Consider the following 23,722-nt stretch of genomic DNA (forward strand, 5'->3'; position numbering starts at 1 on the left):
GGCGCCGATGCCGTTTGAAACGCAAGGCGGTTGCGAAAAGACATCGCTTTAAACAGAAGCGCGCATTGACGATTCTTTACGCGTCGCCGTGCGCTTGCATCGGACAATGTGCGACCGGCATCCGTGCATGCCGCGCACGTTGTTTCCACAGGTCAACTCTTCGTTCAGCGCATATGCAGCCGATCCTCGATCCGTTTCTGACTTTTCTTCGCCACGCCGTCGACGCGCAGTCGAACAGCGATGCGCGTTCGCGTTCGCTGTGGCTCGAAGCGGCCGCGCATCTTCATCCGACGGATCGCGCTTCGATCGACAGGATGATGGTCGCGCTGCTTCAACAACAGCAGATCGCGCAAGGCATTTCGCTCGTCGAAACGATCGCGCAACTCGAACCGCGCGATGCAGTGGCGAGCGTGCGCCTGGGCTACGCGCTGCAAAGCGCGAACCGGCATCGCGATGCGCTCGCGCCGTATCGCCATGCGCTTGCAATCGATCCGGCGTTTCCGCGGTTGCGGACGAATCTCGCGATCGCGCTCAACCGCACGGGCGGCGATCCCGAAGAAGAGCGGCAATTGCTAGAAGCGGCCGTCGCCACGGACCCCGCCGATTTCGGCGCGTGGATCAATCTGATGGGTGCGCGGCGCGCGTGCTTCGATGTCGAAGGATCGCTGGCTGCGGCGATGACGGCGGTCGAACTCGATCCGCGCAGCGCGCTTGCGCACGGCAATCTCTCGCAGGCGCTGAAGGAGTCGCAGCGCTGGGACGACGCGCTCGCTCACGCGAAGAAGGCCTGCGAGCTTGCGCCCGACAACGCTTCGCTGCGCACGGCGCTCGCCGTGCTGTATCTGCTGCGCGGCAATTACGTCGAAGGCTGGTCCGCGCACGAAGCGCGCTGGAGCGCTCCCGCAAGCATGCTGACGAGCGGCCGTCCCGCGTTCGGCAAGCCGCAGTGGCGCGGCGAGCCGCTGGCGGGCAAGACGCTGCTCGTATGGGGCGAACAGGGCATGGGCGACGTGTTGCAGTTCTGCCGCTTCATTCCGTCGTTGGCGCAGCGCGTGCATCGCGAAGGCGGGCGGCTCGTGTGGAATTCGTTTCCGCAGATGGGCGGGCTGTTGCCGCGCAGCTTCGGCGAGCATATCGATGCGTATTCGTCGGCGCGCGACGTCGATGCGCTGCCGCCTTTCGACTTCGAACTGCCGCTCGCGAGCGCGCCGCTGATGCTCGATACGCGCGTCGACACGATTCCATGCGCCGTGCCCTATCTGCATGCCGATGCCGCCGCGCGCAACGCATGGCGCGCGCGTCTTGCGGGCGAGCCGCGTCTGAAGGTCGGCCTCGCGTGGACAGGCAGCCTGACGCATGGGCGCAACGTCTTTCGGCGCGTCGCTGGGAGCGGTATGCGCGGGCGTTTGGCGGACTCGAAGGTGAACTCAGAGGTGAACGCGAAGGCGTCGCGTTCTATTCGCTGCAACCGGGCGCGGCCGACGACGTCGCGGCGGCGCGCGCAGCCGGCCTGCCGATGACCGACTTCACGCACGAATGGCACAGCTTCGACGACACGGCGGCCTTCGTCAGCGAACTCGATCTAGTGATCAGCGTATGCACGTCGACGGCGCATCTCGCGGGCGCGCTCGGCCGGCGCACGTGGGTGCTGCTCGACGTCAACCCGTACTGGACGTGGATGACGCAAGGGCGCGACAGTCCGTGGTATCCGACGGCCACGCTCTACCGGCAGCGGCAGTTCGCGCAATGGCAGCCGGTGATGGATGAAGTCGCAAGCGATTTGCGCGCGCTTGCACGAAGCCGCGCGTGACGAAGCAACGCATGTGCCGACGGCGCGGCATGGCGGGCATCACACGTCGGGCGCATGCGTGGCTTCGGATGCGGGCATCGTCACGGGCGCATCGGGCGGCACGCCGAGCAGCTGCAACGCGCCGCCCGTCACCGCGCTGAAGACGGGGCCCGCAACCGTGCCGCCGTAGAACGCGCGGCCCGCCGGATCGTCGATCATCACCGCGACGATCAGACGCGGATCGCTCATCGGCGCCATGCCGACGAAGAGCGACCGGTAGCGGTTCTTCGCATACGTCGCGCCGACCTGCTTGCGCGCCGTCCCCGTCTTGCCGCCGACGCGATAGCCGTCCACATTCGCCGCGCGCCCCGTGCCGCCCGCGCCCGTCGCCATTTCGAGCATCGAGCGGATCGCCGCAGCCGTCGCAGGCGTCGTGACGCGCTGGCCATCGCCTCTCGCGGCGGAACGCGCCGGGTCGGCCATGAGGCTGACCGGGTGCAGCGTTCCGTCGCCCGCATACGCGGTGTACACCTGCGCGATCTGCAGCAGCGACGTCGAAAGGCCATAGCCATACGCCATCGTCGCCTGCTCGATCGGGCGCCAGCGCGAGAACGGACGCACGCGGCCCGCCGCGACGCCCGGAAACGTCAGTTGCGGCGCGCGCCCGAGTCCGTACTCCTGATACTTGTCCCAGATGGTTTCGGCGGGCAGGTTCAGCGCGAGCTTCGCGAGCGCGATGTTGCTCGACTTCTGCAATGCCTCGGCAATCGTCATGCGTCCGTGATTCGACGTGTCGTGAACCACGTTCGGGCCGATCCGATACCAGCCCGGCGCGGTATCGATCATCGAATCCGGCCGCACGAGGCCGCGATCGAGCGACAGCGCGACTACCAGCGGCTTGATCGTCGAGCCCGGCTCGAACGTATCGACGACGGCGCGGTTGCGCAGCTGTTGTCCCGTGAGCCGCGTGCGGTCGTTCGGATCGAAGCTCGGGTAATTCGCGAGCGCGAGAATCTCGCCGTTGCGCGAGTCCAGCACGACGACGCTGCCCGCCTGCGCGCTGTGCTTCGCGACGGCCGTCTTGAGTTGCGCATACGCAAGCTGCTGGATGCGGCGGTCGATGGTCAGATGCACGGTCGCGCCGTTTTGCGCGGGCGTGAGCGGCCGCGTATCGGAGACCACGCGCCCGAGACGATCGCGGATCACTTCGCGCTCGCCCGGCTCGCCGGCGAGCAGTTCGTTGGCCGAGAGCTCGATGCCTTCCTGGCCGTTGTCCTCGATATCGGTGAAGCCGACCACGTGCGCGGCCGCTTCGCCTTCCGGATAGAAGCGCTTCGAATCGGCGATGCGCGTGATGCCCGCGAGATCGAGCTTGTCGATATGCGCGGCCGTCCGCGCATCGACCTGGCGCTTGAGCAGCACGAAGCTCTTGTCGCCGGATACGCGGCGCGCGAGTTCCGCGCGCGGCATGTCGAGGAGCTTCGCGAGCGGCGCATGAGCGGCATCGTCGAGCAGTTTCGGCGACGCCCAGATTTCATACGTCGCGAGACTGACGGCGAGCATCGCGCCATGCCGGTCGACGATGCGCCCGCGTGTCGCATCGAGTTCGATGGTCCGCTGATAGCGCTTTTGCCCCTGCTCGACGTAGAAGTCACGATTGACGACCTGCACCCAGAGCGCGCGGCCGATCAGCGACGCGAACGCCGCGAACACGAGGATCACGATCAGCTTCGAGCGCCACATCGGCAGCCGCGCGACGAGGACGGGATTCTTCGCGACAGGCGCGTACGGGTCGTGGTTTTGCTTGCGTGTCATGAGGGCGAAGCCGGCCGTTCCGATGACCGGTCCACAGTGAGCGTGGAACGGATTGTAATAAGAACGTAATCTCGGCGCGAGCTTCGCGCAAGCAATCGCGATGGAAGAGGGCCGTGTCGTTACGTGCGGCCGCGCTCACATCGCGTGGAATGCGGGCAACGTGGAGTTGAAAAATCGGACGTAACGCCCGTTCAACTTATGCGTCGTCTCCGACGCGGCGTGTTGAAGAGGCGCTCGCGATGAGCGCCTTCTTTTTATCGACTGCCTTCGACTGCCTGCGGGTGCCTGCGGGTGCCTTTTCCTGGGCTGCGTTTTATGGACCGCCTTGGCCGCATCGAAAACGGCACGTCAGCGCGCACTCACGCGGGCAGCGAGAAACTCGAAATCGCCTCGCGCAGCACGCCGACCTGATCCTTCAGCGAATGCGCGGCCGCAGCCGCCTGCTCGACGAGCGCCGCATTCTGCTGCGTGACCTGGTCCATTTCGACGACGGCGCGATTCACCTGCTCGATGCCCGCGCTCTGCTCGCGCGACGCATGGCTGATTTCCTCGAGTATCTCGTTCACGCGGCGCACCGATGCGACGAGTTCCGTCATCGTCGAGCCGGCGTTCGCGACGAGCGACGCGCCTTCCTCGACGCTGCCCGTCGACGCTTCGATCAGCGCTTTGATCTCCTTCGCAGCCGTCGCCGAGCGTTGCGCGAGGCTGCGCACTTCCGCGGCGACGACGGCAAAGCCACGGCCCTGTTCGCCGGCGCGCGCCGCTTCGACGGCGGCGTTCAGCGCGAGAATGTTGGTCTGGAACGCGATGCCGTCGATCACGCCGATGATGTCGCCGATCTGCCGCGAGCTGTTCGTGATGTCGCCCATCGTGCGGACCACGTCATCGACGACGCGGCTGCCGCGCGTCGCGACGTCGGCGGCCTGGCTCGCGAGCTGAGCGGCCGTGGCGGCGCTGTCGGCGTTCTGCTTCACGTTCGACGTCATCTCGTCCATGCTCGATGCCGTCTGCACGAGGGCGGCCGCCTGCTGTTCCGTGCGCTGCGACAGATCGGTGTTGCCCGCCGCGATTTCGCTCGCGCCGACGTTGATGTTCTCGGTGCCGGCGCGCACGCGCGACACGGTATCGACGAGGCCTTTTTGCATCGTGCGCAGTGCGTGCAGCAGGCTCGCACCATCGCGATGCGCGACAGGGATGGGCGTCGCCAGATCGCCGCGCGCCATGCGCTGCGCCGCTTCGACGGCCACTTCGAGATCGCCGCCGAGCGTCTGCTTCACGCTGCGCAGCACGATCACCATCGCGACGGTTGCGAGCGCGCCGAGCGCGAACGTGATCGCGAGCCAGCGCACGAGATCCGCGTAGAACGCGTTCTGCACATCGTCCATGTACATGCCCGTGACGAGCACCCAGTCCCACGGCGCGAAGCGCATCGCGTAGCTGGTCTTCGCGACGGGCGTGTCGCTGCCGGGCTTTGACCACAGATAGTCGACGAAGCCTCCCTTGCCCTGGTTCGCCGCCTTCACCAGATCGAGGAACAGGTGATTGCCCGCCGGGTCCGCGAAATCCGCGAGGTTCTTGCCGACGAGGGCCGGCTTGAACGGATGCATCAGCATGACGGGCTGCGAGTCGTTGACGGAGAAATAGCCGTCGGAGCCGTAGCGCAGCGCGGAGAGCGAGTCGAACGCCTGCTTTTTCGCGTCGGCTTCGGACATCGCATTCTGCTGCGACAGCGTGTAGTAGCGGTTGACGATCGCGTTCGCTTCTTCGACGAGCGTGGTCAACTGGTCGCGGCGGTCGGAAATCATCGACGCACGGTTCTGCCACGCGCCGAACGCGCCAATGAGGATCAGGCCGATCCAGAGGATCGCAATCATCGACGCGAGTTTCTTGTTGAGAGTCATGGTGAAGTGAGGATGGTCGGTTTGCGGCGGCTGGGGTCGAGGCTTGCGCGTTGTTGCCGGTCGTTGCCGAGGTCGTTGAGTGCCGATGCTGCTGGTTTTCGTGGCGGCTGATAACGCGCTGCCCGATGGGTATAACGGCGCGCGCCCGCCAGACCTGACGCGGGGAAACCCGTAATCTGACGTCGATCAATTCGTATGATGTTTAACGTCGCGAATCGCGTTTCACAAACGCATGGCGGTCTTGCCGGCTCCACGGACAGACTTCGCGTAATCGCGGTACTCTCCTACCCGGCGCACTTTCCGCTTTGTCGCAACCCGCAACGGTTTCAACAGGACACGATCCGATGCCCAACGACATTCCAGAACCGCAAGCCGTCGATAGTCCCATTACCCGCAGCGTGATTTTCATCGTCGCGACGCTCGCCGCCGGACAGGACCACGCCAGCGCCGTGCGCGCATGGTGCGCGGATATCGGCGCGCTCGTGCGCTCCGTCGGCAAGCGCGTGCCGTCCGGCAACCTGTCGTGCGTGTGCGGCTTCGGCTCCGACGCGTGGGACACGCTGTTCGGCGCGCCGCGTCCCGCGCAGCTTCATCCGTTTCGCGAGTTCGGGCCGGGCGAACGCCGCGCGGTCGCGACGCCCGGCGACATCCTGCTGCACATTCGCGCGGACCAGATGGACCTCTGCTTCGAGCTTGCGACGCAGCTCATGGGCCGGCTCGGCGATGCCGTGTCGGTGGTCGACGAAGTGCAGGGCTTTCGCTATTTCGACTTGCGCAGCATGGTCGGATTCGTCGACGGCACCGAGAACCCGACGGGCCGCGAGGTGCCCGAGTTCACGATGATCGGCGACGAGGACCCGGACTTCGCGGAGGGCAGCTACGTGCTCGTGCAGAAGTACCTGCACGACATGACGGGCTGGAATGCGCTCACGGTCGAAGCGCAGGAGCACATCATCGGCCGCACGAAGCTCTCGGACATCGAGCTCGACGAAGGCGTGAAGCCGTCGTGGTCGCATAGCTCGCTGACGACGCTCGTCGAGAACGGCGAGGAAGTGAAGATCCTGCGCGACAACATGCCGTTCGGCCGCCCCGGCGCAGGCGAGTTCGGAACGTACTTCATCGGCTATGCGCGCTCGCCCGCGCCGCTCGAGCAGATGCTCGAGAACATGTTCGTCGGACGGCCGCCGGGCAACTATGACCGGCTGCTCGACTTCAGCCGCGCGGTCACGGGCGGTCTCTTCTTCGTGCCATCGGCGACCGTGCTCGAAGCGCTCGCGGAACGCGATCCGCAGGGCGCGAACGTGAAGCTGGACGCGAGCGTGAATGTAGATACGAGCGAGCCGCCCGATGATGCATCCGCAGCCGCAGCCGCAGCCGCTTCTGCCGGGCCGACTCGCGAACGCTCGTTGAAAATCGGCTCTCTGAAAGGAATTCCCCAATATGAATAACCTGCATCGCGAGCTGGCGCCGATCTCCAGTGTTGCCTGGTCGCAAATCGAAGAGGAAGTGGCGCGCACGTTCAAGCGCTCCGTCGCCGGGCGGCGCGTGGTCGACGTGAAGGGTCCGGGCGGCACCGATCTGTCCGGTATCGGCACGGGCCACCAGACGACGATCGCCGCGCCTCATCACGGCGTGAGTGCCAGGCTCGCCGAAGTGAGAGCGCTCGTCCAGCTGACCGTGCCGTTCGAGCTGAAGCGCGAAGAGGTCGATGCCGTCGAGCGCGGCGCGAACGACGCGGACTGGCAGCCGGCGAAGGATGCCGCGAAAGAACTCGCGTATGCAGAGGACCGCGCGATCTTCGACGGCTACAAGGCAGCGGGCATCGTCGGCATTCGCGAGGGATCGTCGAATCCGCAGATCGCGTTGCCCGCCGATGTCACCGACTATCCGGCCGCGATCAGCCGCGCGCTCGAACAGTTGCGTCTTGCGGGCGTCGATGGTCCGTATTCGGTGCTGCTCGGCGCGGATGCCTATACGGCGCTCGGCGAAGCCAGCGATCCGGTGATCGAGCACATCAAGCGGATCGTGAACGGCGAGATCATCTGGGCGCCGGCGGTGGAGGGCGGCAGCGTGCTGTCGATGCGCGGCGGCGACTATGAACTGCATCTCGGCCAGGACGTGTCGATCGGCTACCAGAGCCATAGCGACTCGGCCGTGCGCCTCTATCTGCGCGAGACGCTGACGTTCCTGATGCTGACGAGCGAAGCGTCGGTGTCGGTGATGCGAGCGGAGTAGAACGAATCGCGCGTTTGCGCTGCGCGAATCGAATGTATGATGGCGGGCTCGCGCCGCGCGGATAGCCACGCGGCGCGAACGCATCCCTTCACGACGACGACAGGAAGACCGCCATGACGGCCGCAACGCAATTCGATCAGGTTTCCGTTATCAAACGGGCCAATGTCTATTTCGACGGCAAGTGCGTGTCGCACACCGTTCTCTTTGCCGATGGCAGCCGCAAGACGCTCGGCGTGATCCTGCCCGGCACGCTGAACTTCGGCACCGATGCGCCGGAACTCATGGAAGTGCAGGCGGGCGAATGCCGCATCCGTCTCGAAGGCAGTGACGAGTGGAAGACGTATCGCGCAGGCGAGTCGTTCTCGGTGCCCGGCAAGAGCCGCTTCGATATCGACGTGATCGAAACGCTCGATTACGTGTGCAGTTATCTGTAAAGACGCGCGTGTCGCTTGCGTCGTTCGCGTTCACGCTGGACGCAACGGCGTGTTGAAGAACCCTTTGATCGCGTCGGTGAATGCCATGCGGTTGTGCCGCGAGCGTTCGAGCAAGCCGACGTGACGAAGTACTTCGACGCCATTCAATGGCATCACCTGCAGCTTCTGGTCATTCGCCCACGCGACGTTGGCGAGCTTCGGCACGATGGAGATGCCGAAGCCCTGCCGAACCAGCTCGATGATGGCTTCGACCGAGTTCAATTCCATTGCCTCGTTGACGAGCGTATCGCACTGATTCAACACGTCCTGCACGAGATGCCCCGTCCATGTGCTTCGATCGAAGCGCATGAAAGGCGCTTCACGCAGTATGTCGTTCTGGTTGCGCGGCAAGTCGAAGTGCGGGCTTCGCGGGACGATCAGAATCATCGGCTCCGAATACAATGGCGTCCATAGAAGATTCGAAGCGAGCGCGCGCGGCGATTGCGTGACGACAGCCGCATCCAGCTCGCCCGTTTCCACTTTTCGCGCGAAGTCGCTCGACATGCCTGCAAACAGATGCACGTCGAGCCGGGGATAGCGTTGACGGATCGACCATAGCGCATCGGCAAACGAACCCATCAATGCGGATACGAGCGCGCCCATCGTCACCGTTCCCGACATTTCGCCGCCGCCCACCGCGGACTCGAGCAGTTCATAACGGCGCACGATTTCCTGTACTTCGGGAATCAGCGCACGGCCGACGGAATTGAGCACGGCCGCGCGTGCGCTTCGATCGAAGAGCTGCACCTTGAGTTCGTCTTCGAGCGCGCGAACCTGAAGGCCGATGGCGGCGGGCGTGAGGCCGACCTCGGAACCCGCCGCCGCGAATGTGCCGCTACGGGCGACAGTGAGGAAGATTTTGAGGGTTCTGATCGAAGGCATGACGTTGTGTCAGGCCGCGCATCGACGCGGTGGTGCGTTGCATTGGCAGACATCATGATACAAAAGCGAAAGTTTTCCTTGTGCTAAGGAAAACCATTATTGGATTTTTCTTTATCAACATCGGTTTCATAATGACTCGTGGAAAGGAACCCCCGATCCCCGATACCACGAGGCAATGCACCGATGCTTGACCATGCGTATCTCGCTCTGTCCACGATCGGAATCGACATTGCTTCGATAGCGGTGTCGGGTGTGATCGTCGCGCTTGCGTATCTCGTGTACGGCATGACGGGTTTCGGTTCGTCGATCGTTGCCATTCCGATGCTGACCCAGCTCATTCCATTGAAGACGGCCACGCCCGTCATGCTAATACTGGATCTGATGGCGGGACTGCTCGTCGGCGTGCGCAATCTGAAAGACGTGCAGATCGGCGAACTGCGCAAGATAGGCCCGTGGCTTTGTATCGGGCTCGTGCTCGGCGTGACCGTGCTCGTCTCGGCGCCGGAAAAGCCGCTCGAACTCATACTCGGTGTCTGCCTGCTCGTGTATTCGACATGGCGAATCATGTCGAGCGGAGAATTTCGCGCGCTGGGCGCAGGCTGGGCACTGCCGTTGGGCGTCAGCGGCGGATGCCTGACAGCCGTATTCGGCACGGGCGGACCCGTCTATACGATCTATCTCGCGGGGCGGCTGCGTGACGCCGATCAGCGGCGCGCAACCGTCAGCATGTTGATTACCGCGACTGCTGTCGCGCGGCTCTTTCTATTCAGTGCATCCGGCTTGTACAAGAACCCGGTGGTGTTGCCGCTGGCGGGATGGCTCTTGCCTTGCGGCGCGCTCGGTCTCGTAGCGGGCGCGTTGTTGCGCAGCAGAGTCCCCGCCGCCAGAGTGTCGACGCTTCTTTGGGCCGTGCTGATTCTGGCGGGAGCCAATCTCATCGTCCGCTCTTCAATCGAAATGCTGGCGTGATCTCGCCATCTGGCGGGCATGCCGCGTCGTTCTTTCCTGCAAGACCCCTCACTTACAAGCGGCTCTTTGCTCTTTTCACTCACGAACTGTCGTCAATCCATTGACGAGCCGCGACGAGAAACAGGAGACACCATGCTGCGTCGATTCACCCGACATGTCTATTTCCAGGTCTTTATCGCGATCCTGATCGGAGTTGCAATCGGTCATTTCTTTCCCGCATTCGGACAGTCACTGAAACCGTTATCCGACGGCTTTATCCGCCTCATCAAGATGATTACGCCGCCGCTGATCTTTACCACGATCGTCTGCGGCGCTTCGCAAATCAGTGATCTGAAGACATTGGGCCGAATAGGCGGCAAGACGATCGTGTATTTCGAGGTGGTGACGACGCTCGCGCTGCTGATCGGCATGATGATGGTGAATCTGATCGGACCCGGCACAGGGATGAATCTTCAACCCGGTTCCGCCGATGTTCACGCACTGGCGCAATACCAGACGGTCGTACAACACGACAGCGGATTAGTCGGGTTTCTGCTGAACATCATTCCACCCAGTTTTCTCAGCCCGTTTTCATCGGGCGACATGCTGCAGATCGTCGTGATCGCTTGCCTTTTCGCTGTCGCTTTGTCGTACCTCGGAGAAAAAGGACAGCCGTTGCTGACCTTCTTCGACGGCATTTCCGAAGTACTGTTCAAGATCGTCGGTTTCATCATGAAGCTCGCGCCGCTGGGCGCACTCGGCGCGATGGGCTTCGCGGTGGGCAAGTACGGCTTGTCGGCGCTGCACTCGCTCGGCATGCTGCTCATCACCGTTTATGTCGCGACGATTTTCTTTCTCGTCGTGGTGATCGGCACAATCTGTCGAATGAGCGGCTTTGGATTGCTCAAGCTGCTCAATCATATGAAAGGCGAAATCCTGCTGGTGCTCGCCACCACTTCCTCCGAGTCGGTGTTTCCGCAATTGATCCGCAAGCTGGAGGGATTGGGATGTCCGAAGCAGGTGGTCGGCATCGTGATGCCATTGGGGTATTCGTTCAATCTCGACGGCACCTGTGTCGCGCAGGTGATATGCGCGATGTTCATCGCGCAGGCCTACGGCGTGCCGATGACATGGGGCGATCAGATCGCGCTGATGGTGCTGTCGATGGTGAGTTCGAAAGGCGCGGCGGGCGTGTCGGGCGCCGGCTTCGTCACTTTGCTCGCGACGCTGACGGCGTTCAGGCACATACCGATCGAAGGGGCTGCGTTGATCCTTGGCGTGGACCGCTTCATCTCGGAGATTCGCGCCGTCACCAACATGATCGGCAATGCGGTTGCGACCCTCGTCATTTCAGGTCTGGAGAAGGAACGCGATAACGCGCGCATGGCGCTGGTGCTGAGCCGTCGCGGTATCGACTGATGAAAAGCGATCCTTTCTCTCAAGCCAAGAAATATTCGCTTTTCCTTTATCTCCCGATGCAGAACACTAGTGAGTGACAAGCCGCTATTGGCTATTGCATGGGTCGTTCTTCATTAAAGGCACTGTCGATATGGACACACATATGGACACACTGAGCGTCAAGGTCTGGAGAGGCCGCACGGAAGGCGAGCTGGTCGCCTACGACGTGCCTCGCCATGAGAGTCAGACGGTATTGGACGTCGTGACTTATATCCAGCGTCACCTGCAACCCGATCTGGCCTATCGCTTCGCGTGCCGCGTGGGGATGTGCGGCTCCTGCGCGATGAACGTGAACGGCAAGGCGCGATGGACGTGCCGCACGCATGTCGCAAAGGTGGCCGCGGGCAATCAGCTTGAAATCGCGCCGCTGTCGAACCTGCCCGTGATCAAGGATCTCGTGACCGACATGAGCCGCTTCTTCGATAAGTGGGCTCAGGCCAAAGGCCAATTCAGCGGGGAACGGACGCGCCGCGATGACTTCGCGCGCGTGCAGCCGGACAGCCCTCGCCGACAGGCGGCCGACGCAGGTGTCGAGTGCATCGGTTGCGGCGTCTGCTATTCGTCGTGCGATGTCGTGACCTGGCGTCCCGATTACCTGGGGCCCGCCGCGCTCAACCGGGCCTGGACGCTCGTCAACGACGAGCGCGACAGCAAGCGTGCCGAACGCCTTCGCGCGGTGGCGGGCGACGCAGGATGCCATTCGTGTCACACGCAGGCGACCTGCACGGAGCGTTGCCCCAAGCACATCTCGCCGACGGCCGGCATTGCGGGCCTGAAACGGATGACGATGAAGGCCGCGCTCAAAGGGGAATTGTGATGAACGCGATGTCGCTGAAAATGCAGGCGCGTTTGTGGTACTGGCAGAGAATGAGCGCGACGGTTCTCGCGTGCTGCGTATTGGTTCACATCGCGGTCATCGTGTACGCGGTGCATCAGGGGCTGAGTGCCGCTGCCATTCTTGGCCGCACGCATGGCAACTGGTTCTTCGGCGCGTTCTATACGTTGTTCGTGATCGCGTGCGCGATTCACGTCCCCATCGGTCTGCTGCGAATTGCCGAAGAGTGGTTGCAATGGCGCGGCAAATCGGCCGTGGCGGCGAGCGTGGCGATTTCCGCGTTGCTGGCTTTCATGGGACTGCGCGCGGTCTATGGAGTCGTCGCATGATGCGCAAGAACGACTATCGCGCGCGCACGCATCCGGCGTATTGGGCGTTTCTCGTACACCGCCTGTCCGGTCTCGGCCTTGCGCTCTTTTTACCTGTTCACTTCTGGGCGCTCGGGCAGTCGATTGCCGGCGAGGGCGCGCTCGAAAGTTTCATTCGCGTCACTGATCAACCGCTTTTCAAGTTCGGTGAATGGGGTCTCGTGATCCTGCTCTCGCTTCATTTGATGGGCGGCATCCGGCTGCTGCTGATCGAGTTTCTCCCCTGGACCGGGCTGCGAAAGAACTGGCTCGCATTGGGGTTGGGAGCGAGCACTTGTGCCGGTCTCGCGTTTCTGCTTGCACTCATGCACTGAAGTACTGATGCCGCGTTCGCGAAACCAGCCAGGTCTGGATTCGAAACGCTATCCGGGAGGAAATGACCATGAAACTGGATCTCGGCGCTGTCGAGGAAGCCTCTAAAGAGCTTTATATCCGCGCACTCAAACTGCTGCCGCCGGATGTGAAGCAGGGCATCGACAGGCTCGCGACAACCGATACGTCGCCCGTGGCAAGGCGTGTGCTCGAAACGATGCGCACGAACATTCAAGTGGCGGAGGGAACCGACAACCTGCTTTGCCAGGACACGGGCATCCCGATCTACAACGTCGTGATCGGGCGCAATGTCGAGTTCGACGGGTTCGAACTCAAGGCCGCGATTCGCAAGGGCTGTGAACGAGCGACGCGCGAGCATCCGTTGCGCTCGTCGGTCGTGCATCCTTTGACGCGCAAGAACGATCACACGTCTTGCGGCATTGAAGTACCTGTCATTCACATCGACTTTTCCGGCGACGCGAATACGGCGGCCATCGAAATGGTGCCTAAAGGCAGCGGCTCCGAAAACAATTCGTTTCTGAAGATGGCGGTGCCCGCCGAAGGAATCGATGCGATCAAGACGTTCGTCGTCGATTGCGTGCTTGCTGCGGGCGGCAAGACCTGTCCGCCGACGATCGTCGGCGTCGGACTCGGCGGTACGTCCGATCTTTCGGTCGCCCTCGCGAAACGGGCGGCCACGCGCGCGCTCGGCACACGTTGCGAAGATCCCGACGGCGCGGCGCTCGAAGAGGAACTGTCGGCGGCCGTGAACCAGCTCGGCGTCGGCCCGCAAGGTCTGGGCGGCGACAGCACGGCATTCGCCGTTCACATCGAGCTCGCGGCGACGCACATCACGATGAATCCCATTGCAGTGAACATGCAATGTCACTCGGCGCGGCGCGCAAGAGCCGTGTTCTCTACCGACGGACTTTCATACGGTTTCTGAAAATGGCCCACTACGATCTCTTCACGCCCGTCGACGAGTCACAGATCCGGCAATTGCGTGTGAACGATACGGTGACATTGCATCGAACGCTTTACGGCATCCGGGATGCGACGCAAATCCATATGTTCGACAGAGGGCGCACGACGCATTTCGATCTTCGCGGTCATGCCGTTATTCATACGGCGCCAAACGTGCGCAAGGTTCCTGTCAGCGACGACTATCCGGCGGGCTATCAGCCGATCTGTATCGGCACGACCACATCAGACCGGATGGAGCGCTTCACACGGCCGCTGATGGCGCAATACGGCGTGCGCATGATCGTCGGCAAGGGCGGGCTGCGCGAAGCGTCGCAAGCCGCGTTCAGCGAACTGGGCGGCGTCTATCTCGCGATCATCGGCGGCACGGCCGCGCTCGAGACGACATGGATCGAGCAGATCGAAGCCGTCGATCTCGACGATCTCAATCCCGAATCGCTGTGGCGATTCAGGATCAGCAACTTCGGTCCCTTGCTGGTGGCGATGGATAGCCACGGCGGGAGTCTTTACGACGCGGTGAAGCACGATGCAGCCGACCGTCGCGCGGCCGTGCTCGCCAGTCTCGGAGTACAGGCCAAATGAATATTGCGCACATCCGGACGGATATCCTGATACTCGGCTCAGGCGGCGCGGGTCTCTTCGCGGCGTTGCACGCGCATCAGACCGCGCCTCAGCTCTCGATCACCGTCGCTGTCAAGGGGCTGTTGGGGAAGTGCGGCTGCACGCGCATGGTGCAGGGCGGATATAACGTGGCGCTGGCGCCGGGCGATTCCGTCGAGCGTCATTTCATGGACACGATCGAGGGCAGCAAATGGCTGTCGAATCAGGATCTCGCGTGGACACTGGTGAGCACGGCCGTTGAGCGCGTTCGTGAGCTCGAGAACGAATTGGGCTGCTTTTTCGATCGCAATCCCGATGGCTCCATTCATCAAAAGGCATTCGCGGGACAGACGTTCGATCGGACCGTGCACAAGGGCGACCTGACGGGCATCGAGATCATCAACCGTCTTGCCGAACAGGTATGGAGCCGTGGCATCAACCGGCTCGAAGAGCACCGCGCAATCGAACTGATCAGAAGCCGCGACGGCAAGAACCTCGCGGGGGTGCTGATGATCGACATGCGCTCGGGGCAATTCGTGTTCGTGCAGGCGCGAGCGGTGCTGCTCGCGACGGGCGGCGGCCCGACGATGTACAAGTTTCATACGCCGTCGGGCGACAAGAGTTGCGATGGCCTGGCGATGGCGCTGCGCGCAGGCTTGCCGCTGCGCGACATGGAAATGGTGCAGTTCCATCCGACAGGATTGCTCGCCGGCAGCCATACGCGGATGACGGGCACGGTCCTCGAAGAAGGCTTGCGCGGCGCGGGCGGTCATTTGCTCAACGGCGATAAAGAGCGCTTCATGCATCGCTACGACGCGCGCGGCGAGCGTGCTACGCGCGACATCGTATCGCGCGGCATCTACTCGGAAATGAGAGAGGGCCGCACATCGCCGAATGGCGGCGTGTACATTCAGATGGGCCACCTTGGACCGGACAAGGTGCGCAAGCAGTTCAAAGGCATGGTGGAGCGCTGCGCCGATTGCGGCTTCGATCTCGCGGGCGGCCTCGTCGAAGTCGTGCCGACCGCGCACTACATGATGGGCGGCGTGGTTTTCCAGCCCGACTGCCGCACGGAACTCACAGGCCTGTTCGCAGCGGGCGAAGATACGGGCGGAGTGCATGGCGCCAATCGTCTGGGTGGCAATGGCGTCGCGAACTCCACCGTATTCGGCGGCATTGCGGGCGACAGCATGGCGGCGTGGGTCAGCGAACAGGGCGAATATCATGCCCCCGACGATGACGCGATAAAGGCCGCCGTCAGCGAAGCAGAAGCGCCTTTCAAACAGAACGGAAAAGATCTGGAGCACATTCGCGAAGCGCTCTATGAATGCATGTGGAAAGACGTCGGCATCATTCGCGACGGCGACGGACTTCTTGGCGCACGAGCGGCATTGCGAGATCTCTACGACCAGTTGATGCGCACAGGCGTTACCGATGGCGACCGCGCGCTGAATCTGCAATGGCACGACTGGCTCAACTTGAAGAACCTGATATCGGTCAGCCAGGTGATTACGGAAGCGGGAATTGCGCGCGAGAACTCCCGGGGCGCGCATTTCAGAGAGGACTTTCCGGATGCAGGCGATCTTTTCGGCTCGGCATTTACGACGGTTCGCCGCCAGCAAGGCGAGATTTGCGTATCGCAAGAGCCTGTGACATTCACGCGCGTCAAGCCGGGCGAAACGATTCTGGATGAGCGTGAAAAGAGTCTTGAGGCTGCTGTGGTTCGTGGCTGAAAAAAAGCAATAAAACGGCGGGCGCATTCGATTGCGCCCGCCTTTTTTATTGACTGAAACAGCTAACAGATAAACCCTTTACGACTGCATGCCCCAACGCTGCACCGTATGCCGTTCGAGCACGCGGAAGATCAGGTTCTCGACAGCGAGGCCGATCAGGATCACCGTGAAGAGGCCCGCGAATACATTCGCGATATCGAGCAGGTTCTTGTTCTCGTAGATGAACCAGCCCAAGCCGCCCGAACCCGAACTGACGCCGAACACCAGTTCCGCCGCGATCAGCGTGCGCCATGCGAATGCCCAGCCGATCTTGAGGCCCGTCAGAATGCTTGGAAACGCAGCGGGCACGAGTATCTTCGCGACGTAAGCGCCGCCGCGCAGTCCGTAATTGCGGCCCACCATCTTTAGCGTATTGCTGACGGAGAGAAACCCCGAGTGCGTATTCAATGCAACGGACCACGTGACGGAATGCACCAGCACGAAGATCAGGCTGCCGTTGCCGAGCCCGAACCAGATCAACGCAAGCGGCAGCAGCGCGATAGCGGGCAGCGGGTTGAGCATCGACGTCATCGTTTCAAGGAAGTCGGTGCCGATGCGCGATGTGATCGCGGCCGCCGTCAGTAGTGATGCGAGCACCACGCCGGATACATAGCCCATCAGCAGTACGTGAATCGACGCCCATGCCTTGCCGGGCAGTTCGCCGCTCGCGATGCTGCGGAACAACGCGTCGACGGTCGCCGTGAAGGTCGGGAACAGCAGCGGATTGTTCAGCCAGCGTGCGTACGCTTCCCAGATGATCGCGAGCACGGCGAGAATCATCGCCTTGCGCAGCCATCCCTGGTTGTAGAGCCGCTCGAAAGCCGACAACGGTTTCTCGACCACGCTGAAATGCGCGGCGTCGCTCGGCTCGCGGATGATCTCGGCGCGCGGCGCGCGCGTGCCGGCATCGCGCCGCGTCGAATGAACGGGTGCTGCGCCGGGTGCGGTAGCTTCAGACATTCTCGGCCTCTTCGATCTCGTCTTCGAACAGCATGTGCTGGATGCGTTTTTCGAGCGTGGCGGGCGTTTCGCCGGCGGCTGCCGTGTCGAGTTCCGCCTTGACCTGGCCCGGATGCGGCGACAGCAAGAGAATACGGCTGCCGACTTTGATCGCCTCCGGAATCGAGTGCGTGACGAACAGCACGGTGAAATGCGTGTCCTGCCACAGCCCGAGCAGTTCGTCCTGCATCTTGCGGCGCGTGAGCGCATCGAGCGCGGCGAACGGTTCGTCCATCAGCAGGATGTCGGGCTCCATCGCCATGCCGCGCGCAATCGCGACGCGCTGCTTCATGCCGCCCGACAGCGTGTGCGGATGGCTGTCGGCGAATTTCGTCAGATTGACCTTGTCGATGTAGTGCATTGCGCGCTCTTCCGCTTCTCGTGCCGATAAACGATGCGACGCGTGCAGCGGAAACATCACGTTCTGCTTGACCGTTTTCCACGGCAGCAACTGGTCGAATTCCTGAAACACCATCATCCGGTCGGGGCCGGGCCTCGTGACGGTCTTGCCCTTCAGCGTGATCGTGCCTTCCGTCGGCGGAAGATAGCCGCCGACGCTCTTGAGCAGCGTCGATTTTCCGCAGCCGGACGGACCGAGCAGCACGAAGCGGTCGCCTTCGAATACCTTGAAGTCGACGCGGTAAGTGGCCATCACGAGATGCTTCGGCGTCTTGTACTGCAACGTGACGCCGCTGACATCGAGCAATGGTCCGCCATCATGCGATGGCGTGTCCGATCTGGCTGCTGCGCGCGTACGTGACATCGTCAGCTCCCTTGCAGCGATTGAACGGTCGGAAAGAACATGTCTTTCCACGAAGCGGGCTTCGCCTTGATGAGACCGGTGCGTGCCATGAAGTCCGCGTATTTGACGGTGTTTTCCGGCGTCGTCGTAAAGGCGACGTCGGGCGACGAGATCATCTTCTCGATGTCCGCGACATTGCTCTTGTCCTTGCTGATGCGCAGATACGCGAGCGCCGCCGCGTGCTTGTCCTTGTTGATCTGGGCTTCCGCCTCGTCGAGCGCGGCCATGAAGGCCTGCGCGAGTTTCGGGTTCTGCTGGTAGAACTTCGACGTGCACCACACGAGATTGAACGTCGATTTGCCGCCCAGCACGTCATACGAATTGACGACCGTGCGCACGCCGCCGTGCGCAAGCTCCTGTTCCTGGAACGGCGGCGAGCCGAAATGCGCCGTCACTTCGCTGTTGCCCGACAGCAGGGCCTGCTGCGCGTCGGGATGCGCGAGCGACACCGTGTATTTATCCAGCTGTCCCTGATTGCCCGCGCCGAATGCTTTTTCCGCGGCCATTTGCAGCGTGATCGCCTGAATCGAGACCTTCGCCGCGGGAAGCGCGATCTTGTCCTTGCTGCTGAAGTCCTTCAGCGTCTTCACGGCGGGATTGCGCGTGTTCAACAGCAGCGGCATCGAATTGATGGCGGCGAGCGCCTTCACTTCGACGGGCGTGCCGTGCGTGCGCGCCCACAGCAGCACGAGCGGCGCGACGCCGCCCGACGCGATCTGCAACGAGTCGGAGAGCAGTGCATCGTTCATCACATTGCCGCCCGCGAATTCGACCCACGACACTTTCAGGTTCGGTACGCCGAGTTGCGCCGCGTGTTTTTCGAGCAGCTTCTGATCCTGCATGATCATCAGCGGCAAATAGCTGACGCCGTATTGCCGCGCGATGCGGATCTCGGAGAGCTCGGCGCGCGCGGGCGCGCTTGCCAGCATCGCGCACAGCGCGAGCAGCGTCGAGAAGAAAAGGACAACTCTGCGGAGGCTCATTGCGGGTCACTCCTTGTAATTGCCGTGCGTGACAAGGCACGGCGGGGGCGGTCGGATAGCGCGAGTGCGCGACAGGCAATCGCGCGCGCCGGGCAAGCCGGTGCGCACGCGCGACGGAATCAAACGATGGCGGACCGCGCGCAGACAGGCGCGCGGCAATGCGGACGTGGCCGCTGACGATAGAACAGATGTGCAGGACGACGATGAGGCGTGGTACGCATCGCGAGTGTCTCCTTGTGTTCCCTTCGTTCGCGCCGCGAAACGTTGCATGGCGGCGCACGACTGGAACCCGGTGCCTTGATGGTCTGTTGTCGGGCACCGTGCTCGGTGGCGCGTTAAGTGCCCTGTGATTTAACTCATCTGTATGAGTGTCGAGTGTAGGTGATGCCCTTGCCGATTGCAACTGCGGGAAAACGTGAAAAAGGGACGTGCCGGCACGTCCCTTTTGTCGTGTGATTGCCGAACGCTTTAAAGCGTGTCGCGTGCCGTTACAGCGGTTCTTCGTGCGAGGCGGACGGCCCGACGTATTCGTAGCGGGCGGTGTTCACATGGGAAATGCGCACCTCGACGGGCGCATGATGATACGAGTACGCGACCCGCCGCACTTCGAGCAGCGGCGTGCCGTGCGGCACTTCGAGCAGGCTGCTTTCGGCGTCGTCGGCCGTGGCGACGCGCAGGCGCTCTTCCGTCCCGACGACGTTGATGTGGAAGGAATCCTGATAGAAGTTGTAGAGCGTGCTCGGCCGCTCGCGCAGAGCCGCTTCCGTCAGCCCCGGAAAACGCGCCTCGGCCACCGAGATGTTGTCGATCATCACCGTTTCGCCGTGCAGCGCGAGCCGGTTTACGAACGTGAACACGCGCGCGTTCGGCTCGACGCCGAGCATCGCTGCGATTTCGCGCGTCGCCTTGGCCTTCTTGAAGGACACGAGGCTCACGGTCGGATAGGTCTTGTCGCCGTCCTGGCGCACGATGCGGAAAAAGCGGAAGAAGTGCCGGTCGCGCTGGTGCTGTGCGACGAACGTGCCGAGCCCCTGATGGCGCACGAGGATGTTGTCAGCGACGAGTTCGTCGATGGCCTTGCGCAACGTGCCGATCGACACGCCGAAGCGTTCCGCGAGACGCTTCTCCGACGGTATCGCCTCGCCGCCTTTCCATTCCTGCGCGGAAAGCGCCGCGAGCATCGCGTTCTTCACTTCCTTGTAGCGTGTGCCGCCGATGGTTGGCGTGCCCATGGTGCCGCTGGCGTTGTTCGAGCCGATCGTCAACGTGTTCATGGCTGTGTCCTCTCGTGCATGGTGCTTCGTCAGTGCCTTGTTAGTGCGTTGTTGTTGCCTGTGCAGCGCGCGATGCCGCTCTTCTCGCTTCTGTCCAAATTATTCTACTTCATCCGATTCATCAAACACATATAGATGATATGGTTGACATATGGATGAGTGCTGCCTAAGATGATTTGCACGGAGACGAAACACAACCTGTCAACCAGACTGGAGACAAACGATGAGCTACACGGCAGCAGGTGGGTCGCAAACGGGTTCTGGAGCTTCCGGCAACCCATCACAGGAACGCAGGACGATTCATATCGTGCTGCACGAAGCGAAGGACACCGTGGGTGTCGCGGTCGTCGAAGGCATCAAGGCGGGCACGCAGTTGAATGCGTGGATCATGGACGACGACGAAGTCATCACCGTCTCCGCGAAGCAGGACATCCCCATCGGTCACAAGATGGCGCTCAAGGACATGGCCGTGGGCGACACCGTCTACAAGTACGGCGTCGATATCGGCAAGGTGGTGCAGCCCATCAAGACGGGCGAGCACGCCCACGTGCACAACATCAAGACGAAACGCTGGTAAGGCTCGCGATGCGCATGCGTCCCCACGCGCGCGTCCTTGTTGGCCCCAGCGACTCCCTCCCTGAACAGAGCCCGATCAAAGAGACCCACCATGAGCGTGATTGACCAGAACACTACTTTTCGCGGCTATCGCCGTTCGAATGGACGCGTCGGCGTGCGCAACCATGTGATCATTCTGCCCGTCGACGATCTGTCGAACGCGGCCGCGCAAGCCGTCGAAAACAACATCAAAGGCACGATGGCGCTGCCGCATCCGTATGGCCGCCTGCAATTCGGCGCGGACCTCGACCTGCATTTCCGCACGCTGATCGGCGCGGGCTGCAATCCGAACGTCGCGGCCGTCGTCGTGATCGGCATCGAGGAAGGCTGGACCAAGCGCGTCGTCGACGGCATCGCGAAGTCGGGCAAGCCCGTGATGGGCTTCGGCATCGAACTGCACGGCGACCACGACACGGTCATGCGCGCATCGAAGGCGGCGAAGGAGATGGTGCAGTACGCGACGTCGCTCGACCGTGAAGAATGCCCGATCGCGGACCTGTGGGTCTCGACCAAGTGCGGCGAATCGGATACCACTTCGGGCTGCGGCGCGAACCCGACGGTCGGCAACGCGTTCGACAAGCTCTATGGTCTCGGCACGACGCTCGTGTTCGGCGAGACGTCGGAGCTGACGGGCGGCGAGCAGCTCGTCGCCGCGCGCTGCGCGAACGATCAGGTGCGCGAGCGCTTTCAGTTCATGTTCGACCGCTACCAGGACATGATCAACCGCTGGAAAACGGATGACCTCTCCGAGTCGCAGCCGACCAAGGGCAACATCGCGGGCGGCCTGACGACGATCGAAGAGAAGGCGCTCGGCAATATCCAGAAGATCGGCAAGAAGTGCCGCGTGGATGGCGTGCTCGACAAGGCCGAGATGCCGACGCATTCGGGCCTGTGGTTCATGGATTCGTCGTCGGCGGCGGCGGAGATGGTCACGTTGTGCGCGGCTTCCGGTTTCGCCGTGCATTTCTTCCCGACGGGGCAGGGCAACGTGATCGGCAATCCGATCGTGCCCGTCATCAAGATTTGCGCGAACCCGCGCACCGTGCGCACGATGAGCGAGCATGTCGACGTCGACGTGTCGGGCCTGTTGCAGCGCGAACAGAATCTCGATCAGGCAGGCGACAAGCTGCTGGAGTCGATGCTCGCCACGGCGAATGGCCGCTGGACATCGGCTGAGGCGCTGGGTCATCGCGAGTTTGTGCTGACGCGTCTGTTCGAGAGCGCCTGATCTGCGCGATCACATCGGATTGTCCCCATGAAGTCCGCCCGCTCTCGCTGAGTGCGGCGGGCTTTGCGAACGCAGTTTCGCTACAGCGCGCGCGCCGTGCAAAGCGGGCCACGGAAGGACAGAAGGCCGACGCACGACGCGCGACGCTGTTCACTTCAAGCAGCAGCGAGTGGAGGAGACACCATCTTGCGCGTGCTCAAGCATCTTTATGTTCAGGTTCTGATCGGCCTTGCGGCCGGCATTCTCGTCGGCTATTTCTCGCCGGATCTCGGCGTGCAGATGAAGCCATTCGGCGACACGTTCATCCGCCTCATCAAAATGCTGATCACGCTGGTGATCTTCTGCACCGTGTCGGTGGGCATCGCGCGGATGGAAAATCTCAAGCACGTCGGCCGTGTCGGTCTCAAGACGATTTTCTACTTCGAAGCAGTGACGACGCTCGCGCTCGTCATCGGTCTCATCGTCGCGAACGTGCTGCATCCGGGCGAAGGACTGAACATCGACCCGAAGACGCTCGACACGCACGCCGTCAGTCATTACGTGGCGGAAGTGCATACGGCGGCATCGCAGAGCTTTCTCGAAGAGATCGTGCCGAACTCCGTGGTCGGCGCGTTCGCGCGCGGCAACCTGTTGCAGGTGCTGCTGTTCTCGGTGCTGTTCGGCATTGCGCTGTCGATCATGTCGCGCCGCAGCCGCTTCCTGTCGCGCGTGATCGAGCAGAGCGGCGAGGCGCTGATGAAGATCGTCGAGATGATCATGCGGCTCGCGCCGCTCGGCGCATTCGGCGCGATGGCGTTCACGGTCGGCAAGTACGGCATCGGCACGTTGCAGCAACTGGGCCTGCTGATCGTCTGCTTCTATCTGACGAGCATCGTGTTCATCGTGCTCGTGCTCGGCTCGATCTGCCGTTGGACGGGCGTCGGCTTGTGGCCGCTGCTCAAGTACCTGCGCGAAGAACTGCTGATCGTGCTCGGCACGTCGACGACGGAATCGGTGCTGCCCCGGCTGATGGAGAAGCTCGAACGTCTCGGCTGCCCGAAGCCCGTCGTCGGGCTCGTGCTGCCGACCGGCTACTCGTTCAACCTCGACGGCGCGGCGATCTATCTGACGATGACGTCGCTTTTCATCGCGCAGGCCACGAATACACATCTGTCGCTGGTTCAGCAGATCGGCCTGCTGGCGATCCTGATGGTGACGTCGAAGGGCGGCGCGGGCGTCGCGGGCGCGGCGCTCGTCGCGCTGACGGCGACGCTGTCGACGCACAACATCATCCCCGTCGCGGGCATCACGCTGATCATCGGCATCGACCGCGTGCTCAACGAGGTTCGCGCGATCGTCAACATGATCGGCAATGCGGTGGCGACGCTCGTGTCGCGCGCTGGGAAGGCGCATTCGATGCGCAAGCCGCGCGCAAGGTACTCGCCGAGCCGCTCGCGATAAGCAGTGGCGGCG

Annotated in this window: 21 protein-coding genes and 1 pseudogene; 15 read left to right on the plus strand and 7 right to left on the minus strand. The window is 62.6% G+C overall.

Translation table 11 applies throughout. From position 1 onward, the window contains the following. Positions 1 to 173: 173 nt before the first annotated feature. Positions 174 to 1,810: pseudogene (locus VSR68_RS26445) on the plus strand (hypothetical protein). Between the two features lie 39 nt (positions 1,811 to 1,849). On the opposite strand, the gene VSR68_RS26450 reads toward VSR68_RS26445, so the two are convergent. Both VSR68_RS26450 and VSR68_RS26455 read right to left on the minus strand, forming a co-directional pair. After that, complete coding sequence (locus VSR68_RS26450) at positions 1,850 to 3,604, minus strand: penicillin-binding protein 2 (protein WP_342942666.1); 1,755 nt, start codon at positions 3,602 to 3,604, stop codon at positions 1,850 to 1,852. A gap of 359 nt (positions 3,605 to 3,963) precedes the next feature. After that, positions 3,964 to 5,505 (minus strand): methyl-accepting chemotaxis protein, encoded by a 1,542-nt coding sequence (locus VSR68_RS26455; protein ID WP_342942667.1) that lies wholly within the window; start codon positions 5,503 to 5,505, stop codon positions 3,964 to 3,966. Between the two features lie 344 nt (positions 5,506 to 5,849). Here VSR68_RS26455 and VSR68_RS26460 point away from each other — a divergent pair, with 344 nt between their 5' ends. The 3 genes from VSR68_RS26460 (at position 5,850) to VSR68_RS26470 (ending at position 8,174) form a co-directional block, all read left to right on the plus strand. Next, positions 5,850 to 6,953, plus strand: coding sequence for a Dyp-type peroxidase (locus tag VSR68_RS26460; RefSeq protein ID WP_342942668.1), 1,104 nt, complete (start codon positions 5,850 to 5,852; stop codon positions 6,951 to 6,953). After that, positions 6,946 to 7,740, plus strand: coding sequence for a family 1 encapsulin nanocompartment shell protein (locus VSR68_RS26465; RefSeq protein ID WP_342942669.1), 795 nt, complete (start codon positions 6,946 to 6,948; stop codon positions 7,738 to 7,740). Before VSR68_RS26460 ends, VSR68_RS26465 begins: the two co-directional genes overlap by 8 nt. A 113-nt stretch (positions 7,741 to 7,853) precedes the next feature. Beyond that, positions 7,854 to 8,174 (plus strand): pyrimidine/purine nucleoside phosphorylase, encoded by a 321-nt coding sequence (locus VSR68_RS26470; RefSeq protein ID WP_342942670.1) that lies wholly within the window; start codon positions 7,854 to 7,856, stop codon positions 8,172 to 8,174. A 30-nt stretch (positions 8,175 to 8,204) separates the two neighbouring features. Here the strand turns inward: VSR68_RS26470 and VSR68_RS26475 are convergent, their stop codons facing one another. Further along, positions 8,205 to 9,095: a LysR family transcriptional regulator gene (locus tag VSR68_RS26475; protein WP_342942671.1), complete on the minus strand. Its 891-nt coding sequence runs from the start codon at positions 9,093 to 9,095 to the stop codon at positions 8,205 to 8,207. 183 nt (positions 9,096 to 9,278) lie between these two features. Between VSR68_RS26475 and VSR68_RS26480 the strand changes: the two genes are divergently transcribed. From VSR68_RS26480 to VSR68_RS26515, 8 genes are all read left to right on the plus strand, one after another. Beyond that, entirely contained in the window at positions 9,279 to 10,064 is a 786-nt protein-coding gene (locus VSR68_RS26480) for a sulfite exporter TauE/SafE family protein (protein WP_342942672.1), read from the plus strand. A gap of 132 nt (positions 10,065 to 10,196) precedes the next feature. Further along, positions 10,197 to 11,462, plus strand: coding sequence for a C4-dicarboxylate transporter DctA (gene dctA, locus VSR68_RS26485; protein ID WP_342942673.1), 1,266 nt, complete (start codon positions 10,197 to 10,199; stop codon positions 11,460 to 11,462). A 142-nt stretch (positions 11,463 to 11,604) separates the two neighbouring features. Next, on the plus strand, positions 11,605 to 12,318 hold the full coding sequence (locus tag VSR68_RS26490) for a succinate dehydrogenase/fumarate reductase iron-sulfur subunit (protein ID WP_342942674.1): 714 nt from the start codon (positions 11,605 to 11,607) through the stop codon (positions 12,316 to 12,318). After that, a complete protein-coding gene (locus VSR68_RS26495) occupies positions 12,318 to 12,665 on the plus strand; it encodes a succinate dehydrogenase (protein WP_342942675.1) in 348 nt (115 codons plus the stop codon). The genes VSR68_RS26490 and VSR68_RS26495 overlap by 1 nt, the downstream gene beginning before the upstream one ends. Then, positions 12,665 to 13,018, plus strand: a complete 354-nt coding sequence (gene sdhC / locus VSR68_RS26500) for a succinate dehydrogenase, cytochrome b556 subunit (RefSeq protein ID WP_342942803.1) — start codon at positions 12,665 to 12,667, stop codon at positions 13,016 to 13,018. Before VSR68_RS26495 ends, sdhC begins: the two co-directional genes overlap by 1 nt. Positions 13,019 to 13,086: 68 nt before the next feature. Then, positions 13,087 to 13,962 (plus strand): fumarate hydratase, encoded by an 876-nt coding sequence (locus VSR68_RS26505; protein ID WP_342942676.1) that lies wholly within the window; start codon positions 13,087 to 13,089, stop codon positions 13,960 to 13,962. Between the two features lie 2 nt (positions 13,963 to 13,964). Then, positions 13,965 to 14,579: a fumarate hydratase C-terminal domain-containing protein gene (locus tag VSR68_RS26510; protein ID WP_342942677.1), complete on the plus strand. Its 615-nt coding sequence runs from the start codon at positions 13,965 to 13,967 to the stop codon at positions 14,577 to 14,579. Next, positions 14,576 to 16,330: an L-aspartate oxidase gene (locus tag VSR68_RS26515; protein WP_342942678.1), complete on the plus strand. Its 1,755-nt coding sequence runs from the start codon at positions 14,576 to 14,578 to the stop codon at positions 16,328 to 16,330. Before VSR68_RS26510 ends, VSR68_RS26515 begins: the two co-directional genes overlap by 4 nt. 78 nt (positions 16,331 to 16,408) lie before the next feature. On the opposite strand, the gene VSR68_RS26520 is transcribed toward VSR68_RS26515, so the two are convergent. From VSR68_RS26520 to VSR68_RS26535, 4 genes are all read right to left on the minus strand, one after another. After that, positions 16,409 to 17,329 carry an ABC transporter permease gene (locus VSR68_RS26520; RefSeq protein ID WP_342942679.1) on the minus strand — a complete coding sequence of 307 codons (921 nt, stop codon included), beginning with the start codon at positions 17,327 to 17,329 and terminating at the stop codon, positions 16,409 to 16,411. Continuing rightward, positions 17,322 to 18,131 carry an ABC transporter ATP-binding protein gene (locus tag VSR68_RS26525; protein ID WP_342942680.1) on the minus strand — a complete coding sequence of 270 codons (810 nt, stop codon included), beginning with the start codon at positions 18,129 to 18,131 and terminating at the stop codon, positions 17,322 to 17,324. The genes VSR68_RS26520 and VSR68_RS26525 overlap by 8 nt, the downstream gene beginning before the upstream one ends. A gap of 2 nt (positions 18,132 to 18,133) precedes the next feature. Then, on the minus strand, positions 18,134 to 19,153 hold the full coding sequence (locus VSR68_RS26530; RefSeq protein ID WP_342942681.1) for an ABC transporter substrate-binding protein: 1,020 nt from the start codon (positions 19,151 to 19,153) through the stop codon (positions 18,134 to 18,136). Between the two features lie 488 nt (positions 19,154 to 19,641). Next, the gene (locus tag VSR68_RS26535) at positions 19,642 to 20,427 is read right to left on the minus strand and encodes a GntR family transcriptional regulator (protein WP_342942682.1); all 786 of its coding nucleotides are present in this window, start codon (positions 20,425 to 20,427) and stop codon (positions 19,642 to 19,644) included. Positions 20,428 to 20,734: 307 nt separating this feature from the next. On the opposite strand from VSR68_RS26535, the gene VSR68_RS26540 reads away from it, so the two are divergent. The 3 genes from VSR68_RS26540 (at position 20,735) to dctA (VSR68_RS26550) (ending at position 23,710) form a co-directional block, all read left to right on the plus strand. Further along, entirely contained in the window at positions 20,735 to 21,004 is a 270-nt protein-coding gene (locus tag VSR68_RS26540) for a UxaA family hydrolase (RefSeq protein ID WP_342942804.1), read from the plus strand. A gap of 90 nt (positions 21,005 to 21,094) precedes the next feature. After that, positions 21,095 to 22,270, plus strand: coding sequence for a UxaA family hydrolase (locus tag VSR68_RS26545; protein WP_342942683.1), 1,176 nt, complete (start codon positions 21,095 to 21,097; stop codon positions 22,268 to 22,270). Between the two features lie 192 nt (positions 22,271 to 22,462). Further along, positions 22,463 to 23,710 carry a C4-dicarboxylate transporter DctA gene (dctA, locus tag VSR68_RS26550; protein WP_342942805.1) on the plus strand — a complete coding sequence of 416 codons (1,248 nt, stop codon included), beginning with the start codon at positions 22,463 to 22,465 and terminating at the stop codon, positions 23,708 to 23,710. Positions 23,711 to 23,722 lie beyond the last annotated feature (12 nt).

The sequence above is a fragment of the Paraburkholderia phymatum genome (assembly GCF_038900715.1).
In the GTDB taxonomy this organism is placed as follows: Bacteria; Pseudomonadota; Gammaproteobacteria; order Burkholderiales; family Burkholderiaceae; genus Paraburkholderia; species Paraburkholderia phymatum_A.

What these genes read in the sequence shown, in the direction of transcription:
- VSR68_RS26525 (WP_342942680.1), bottom strand. Translation starts at nt 18,131, where the DNA reads ATGTCACGTACGCGCGCAGCAGCCAGATCGGACACGCCATCGCATGAT.
- VSR68_RS26505 (WP_342942676.1), top strand. Translation starts at nt 13,087, where the DNA reads ATGAAACTGGATCTCGGCGCTGTCGAGGAAGCCTCTAAAGAGCTTTAT.
- VSR68_RS26530 (WP_342942681.1), bottom strand. Translation starts at nt 19,153, where the DNA reads ATGAGCCTCCGCAGAGTTGTCCTTTTCTTCTCGACGCTGCTCGCGCTG.
- VSR68_RS26520 (WP_342942679.1), bottom strand. Translation starts at nt 17,329, where the DNA reads ATGTCTGAAGCTACCGCACCCGGCGCAGCACCCGTTCATTCGACGCGG.
- VSR68_RS26490 (WP_342942674.1), top strand. Translation starts at nt 11,605, where the DNA reads ATGGACACACTGAGCGTCAAGGTCTGGAGAGGCCGCACGGAAGGCGAG.
- VSR68_RS26495 (WP_342942675.1), top strand. Translation starts at nt 12,318, where the DNA reads ATGAACGCGATGTCGCTGAAAATGCAGGCGCGTTTGTGGTACTGGCAG.
- sdhC (WP_342942803.1), top strand. Translation starts at nt 12,665, where the DNA reads ATGCGCAAGAACGACTATCGCGCGCGCACGCATCCGGCGTATTGGGCG.
- VSR68_RS26475 (WP_342942671.1), bottom strand. Translation starts at nt 9,095, where the DNA reads ATGCCTTCGATCAGAACCCTCAAAATCTTCCTCACTGTCGCCCGTAGC.
- VSR68_RS26510 (WP_342942677.1), top strand. Translation starts at nt 13,965, where the DNA reads ATGGCCCACTACGATCTCTTCACGCCCGTCGACGAGTCACAGATCCGG.
- VSR68_RS26535 (WP_342942682.1), bottom strand. Translation starts at nt 20,427, where the DNA reads ATGAACACGTTGACGATCGGCTCGAACAACGCCAGCGGCACCATGGGC.
- VSR68_RS26460 (WP_342942668.1), top strand. Translation starts at nt 5,850, where the DNA reads ATGCCCAACGACATTCCAGAACCGCAAGCCGTCGATAGTCCCATTACC.
- VSR68_RS26450 (WP_342942666.1), bottom strand. Translation starts at nt 3,604, where the DNA reads ATGACACGCAAGCAAAACCACGACCCGTACGCGCCTGTCGCGAAGAAT.
- VSR68_RS26465 (WP_342942669.1), top strand. Translation starts at nt 6,946, where the DNA reads ATGAATAACCTGCATCGCGAGCTGGCGCCGATCTCCAGTGTTGCCTGG.
- VSR68_RS26480 (WP_342942672.1), top strand. Translation starts at nt 9,279, where the DNA reads ATGCTTGACCATGCGTATCTCGCTCTGTCCACGATCGGAATCGACATT.
- VSR68_RS26515 (WP_342942678.1), top strand. Translation starts at nt 14,576, where the DNA reads ATGAATATTGCGCACATCCGGACGGATATCCTGATACTCGGCTCAGGC.
- dctA (WP_342942673.1), top strand. Translation starts at nt 10,197, where the DNA reads ATGCTGCGTCGATTCACCCGACATGTCTATTTCCAGGTCTTTATCGCG.
- VSR68_RS26470 (WP_342942670.1), top strand. Translation starts at nt 7,854, where the DNA reads ATGACGGCCGCAACGCAATTCGATCAGGTTTCCGTTATCAAACGGGCC.
- VSR68_RS26545 (WP_342942683.1), top strand. Translation starts at nt 21,095, where the DNA reads ATGAGCGTGATTGACCAGAACACTACTTTTCGCGGCTATCGCCGTTCG.
- VSR68_RS26455 (WP_342942667.1), bottom strand. Translation starts at nt 5,505, where the DNA reads ATGACTCTCAACAAGAAACTCGCGTCGATGATTGCGATCCTCTGGATC.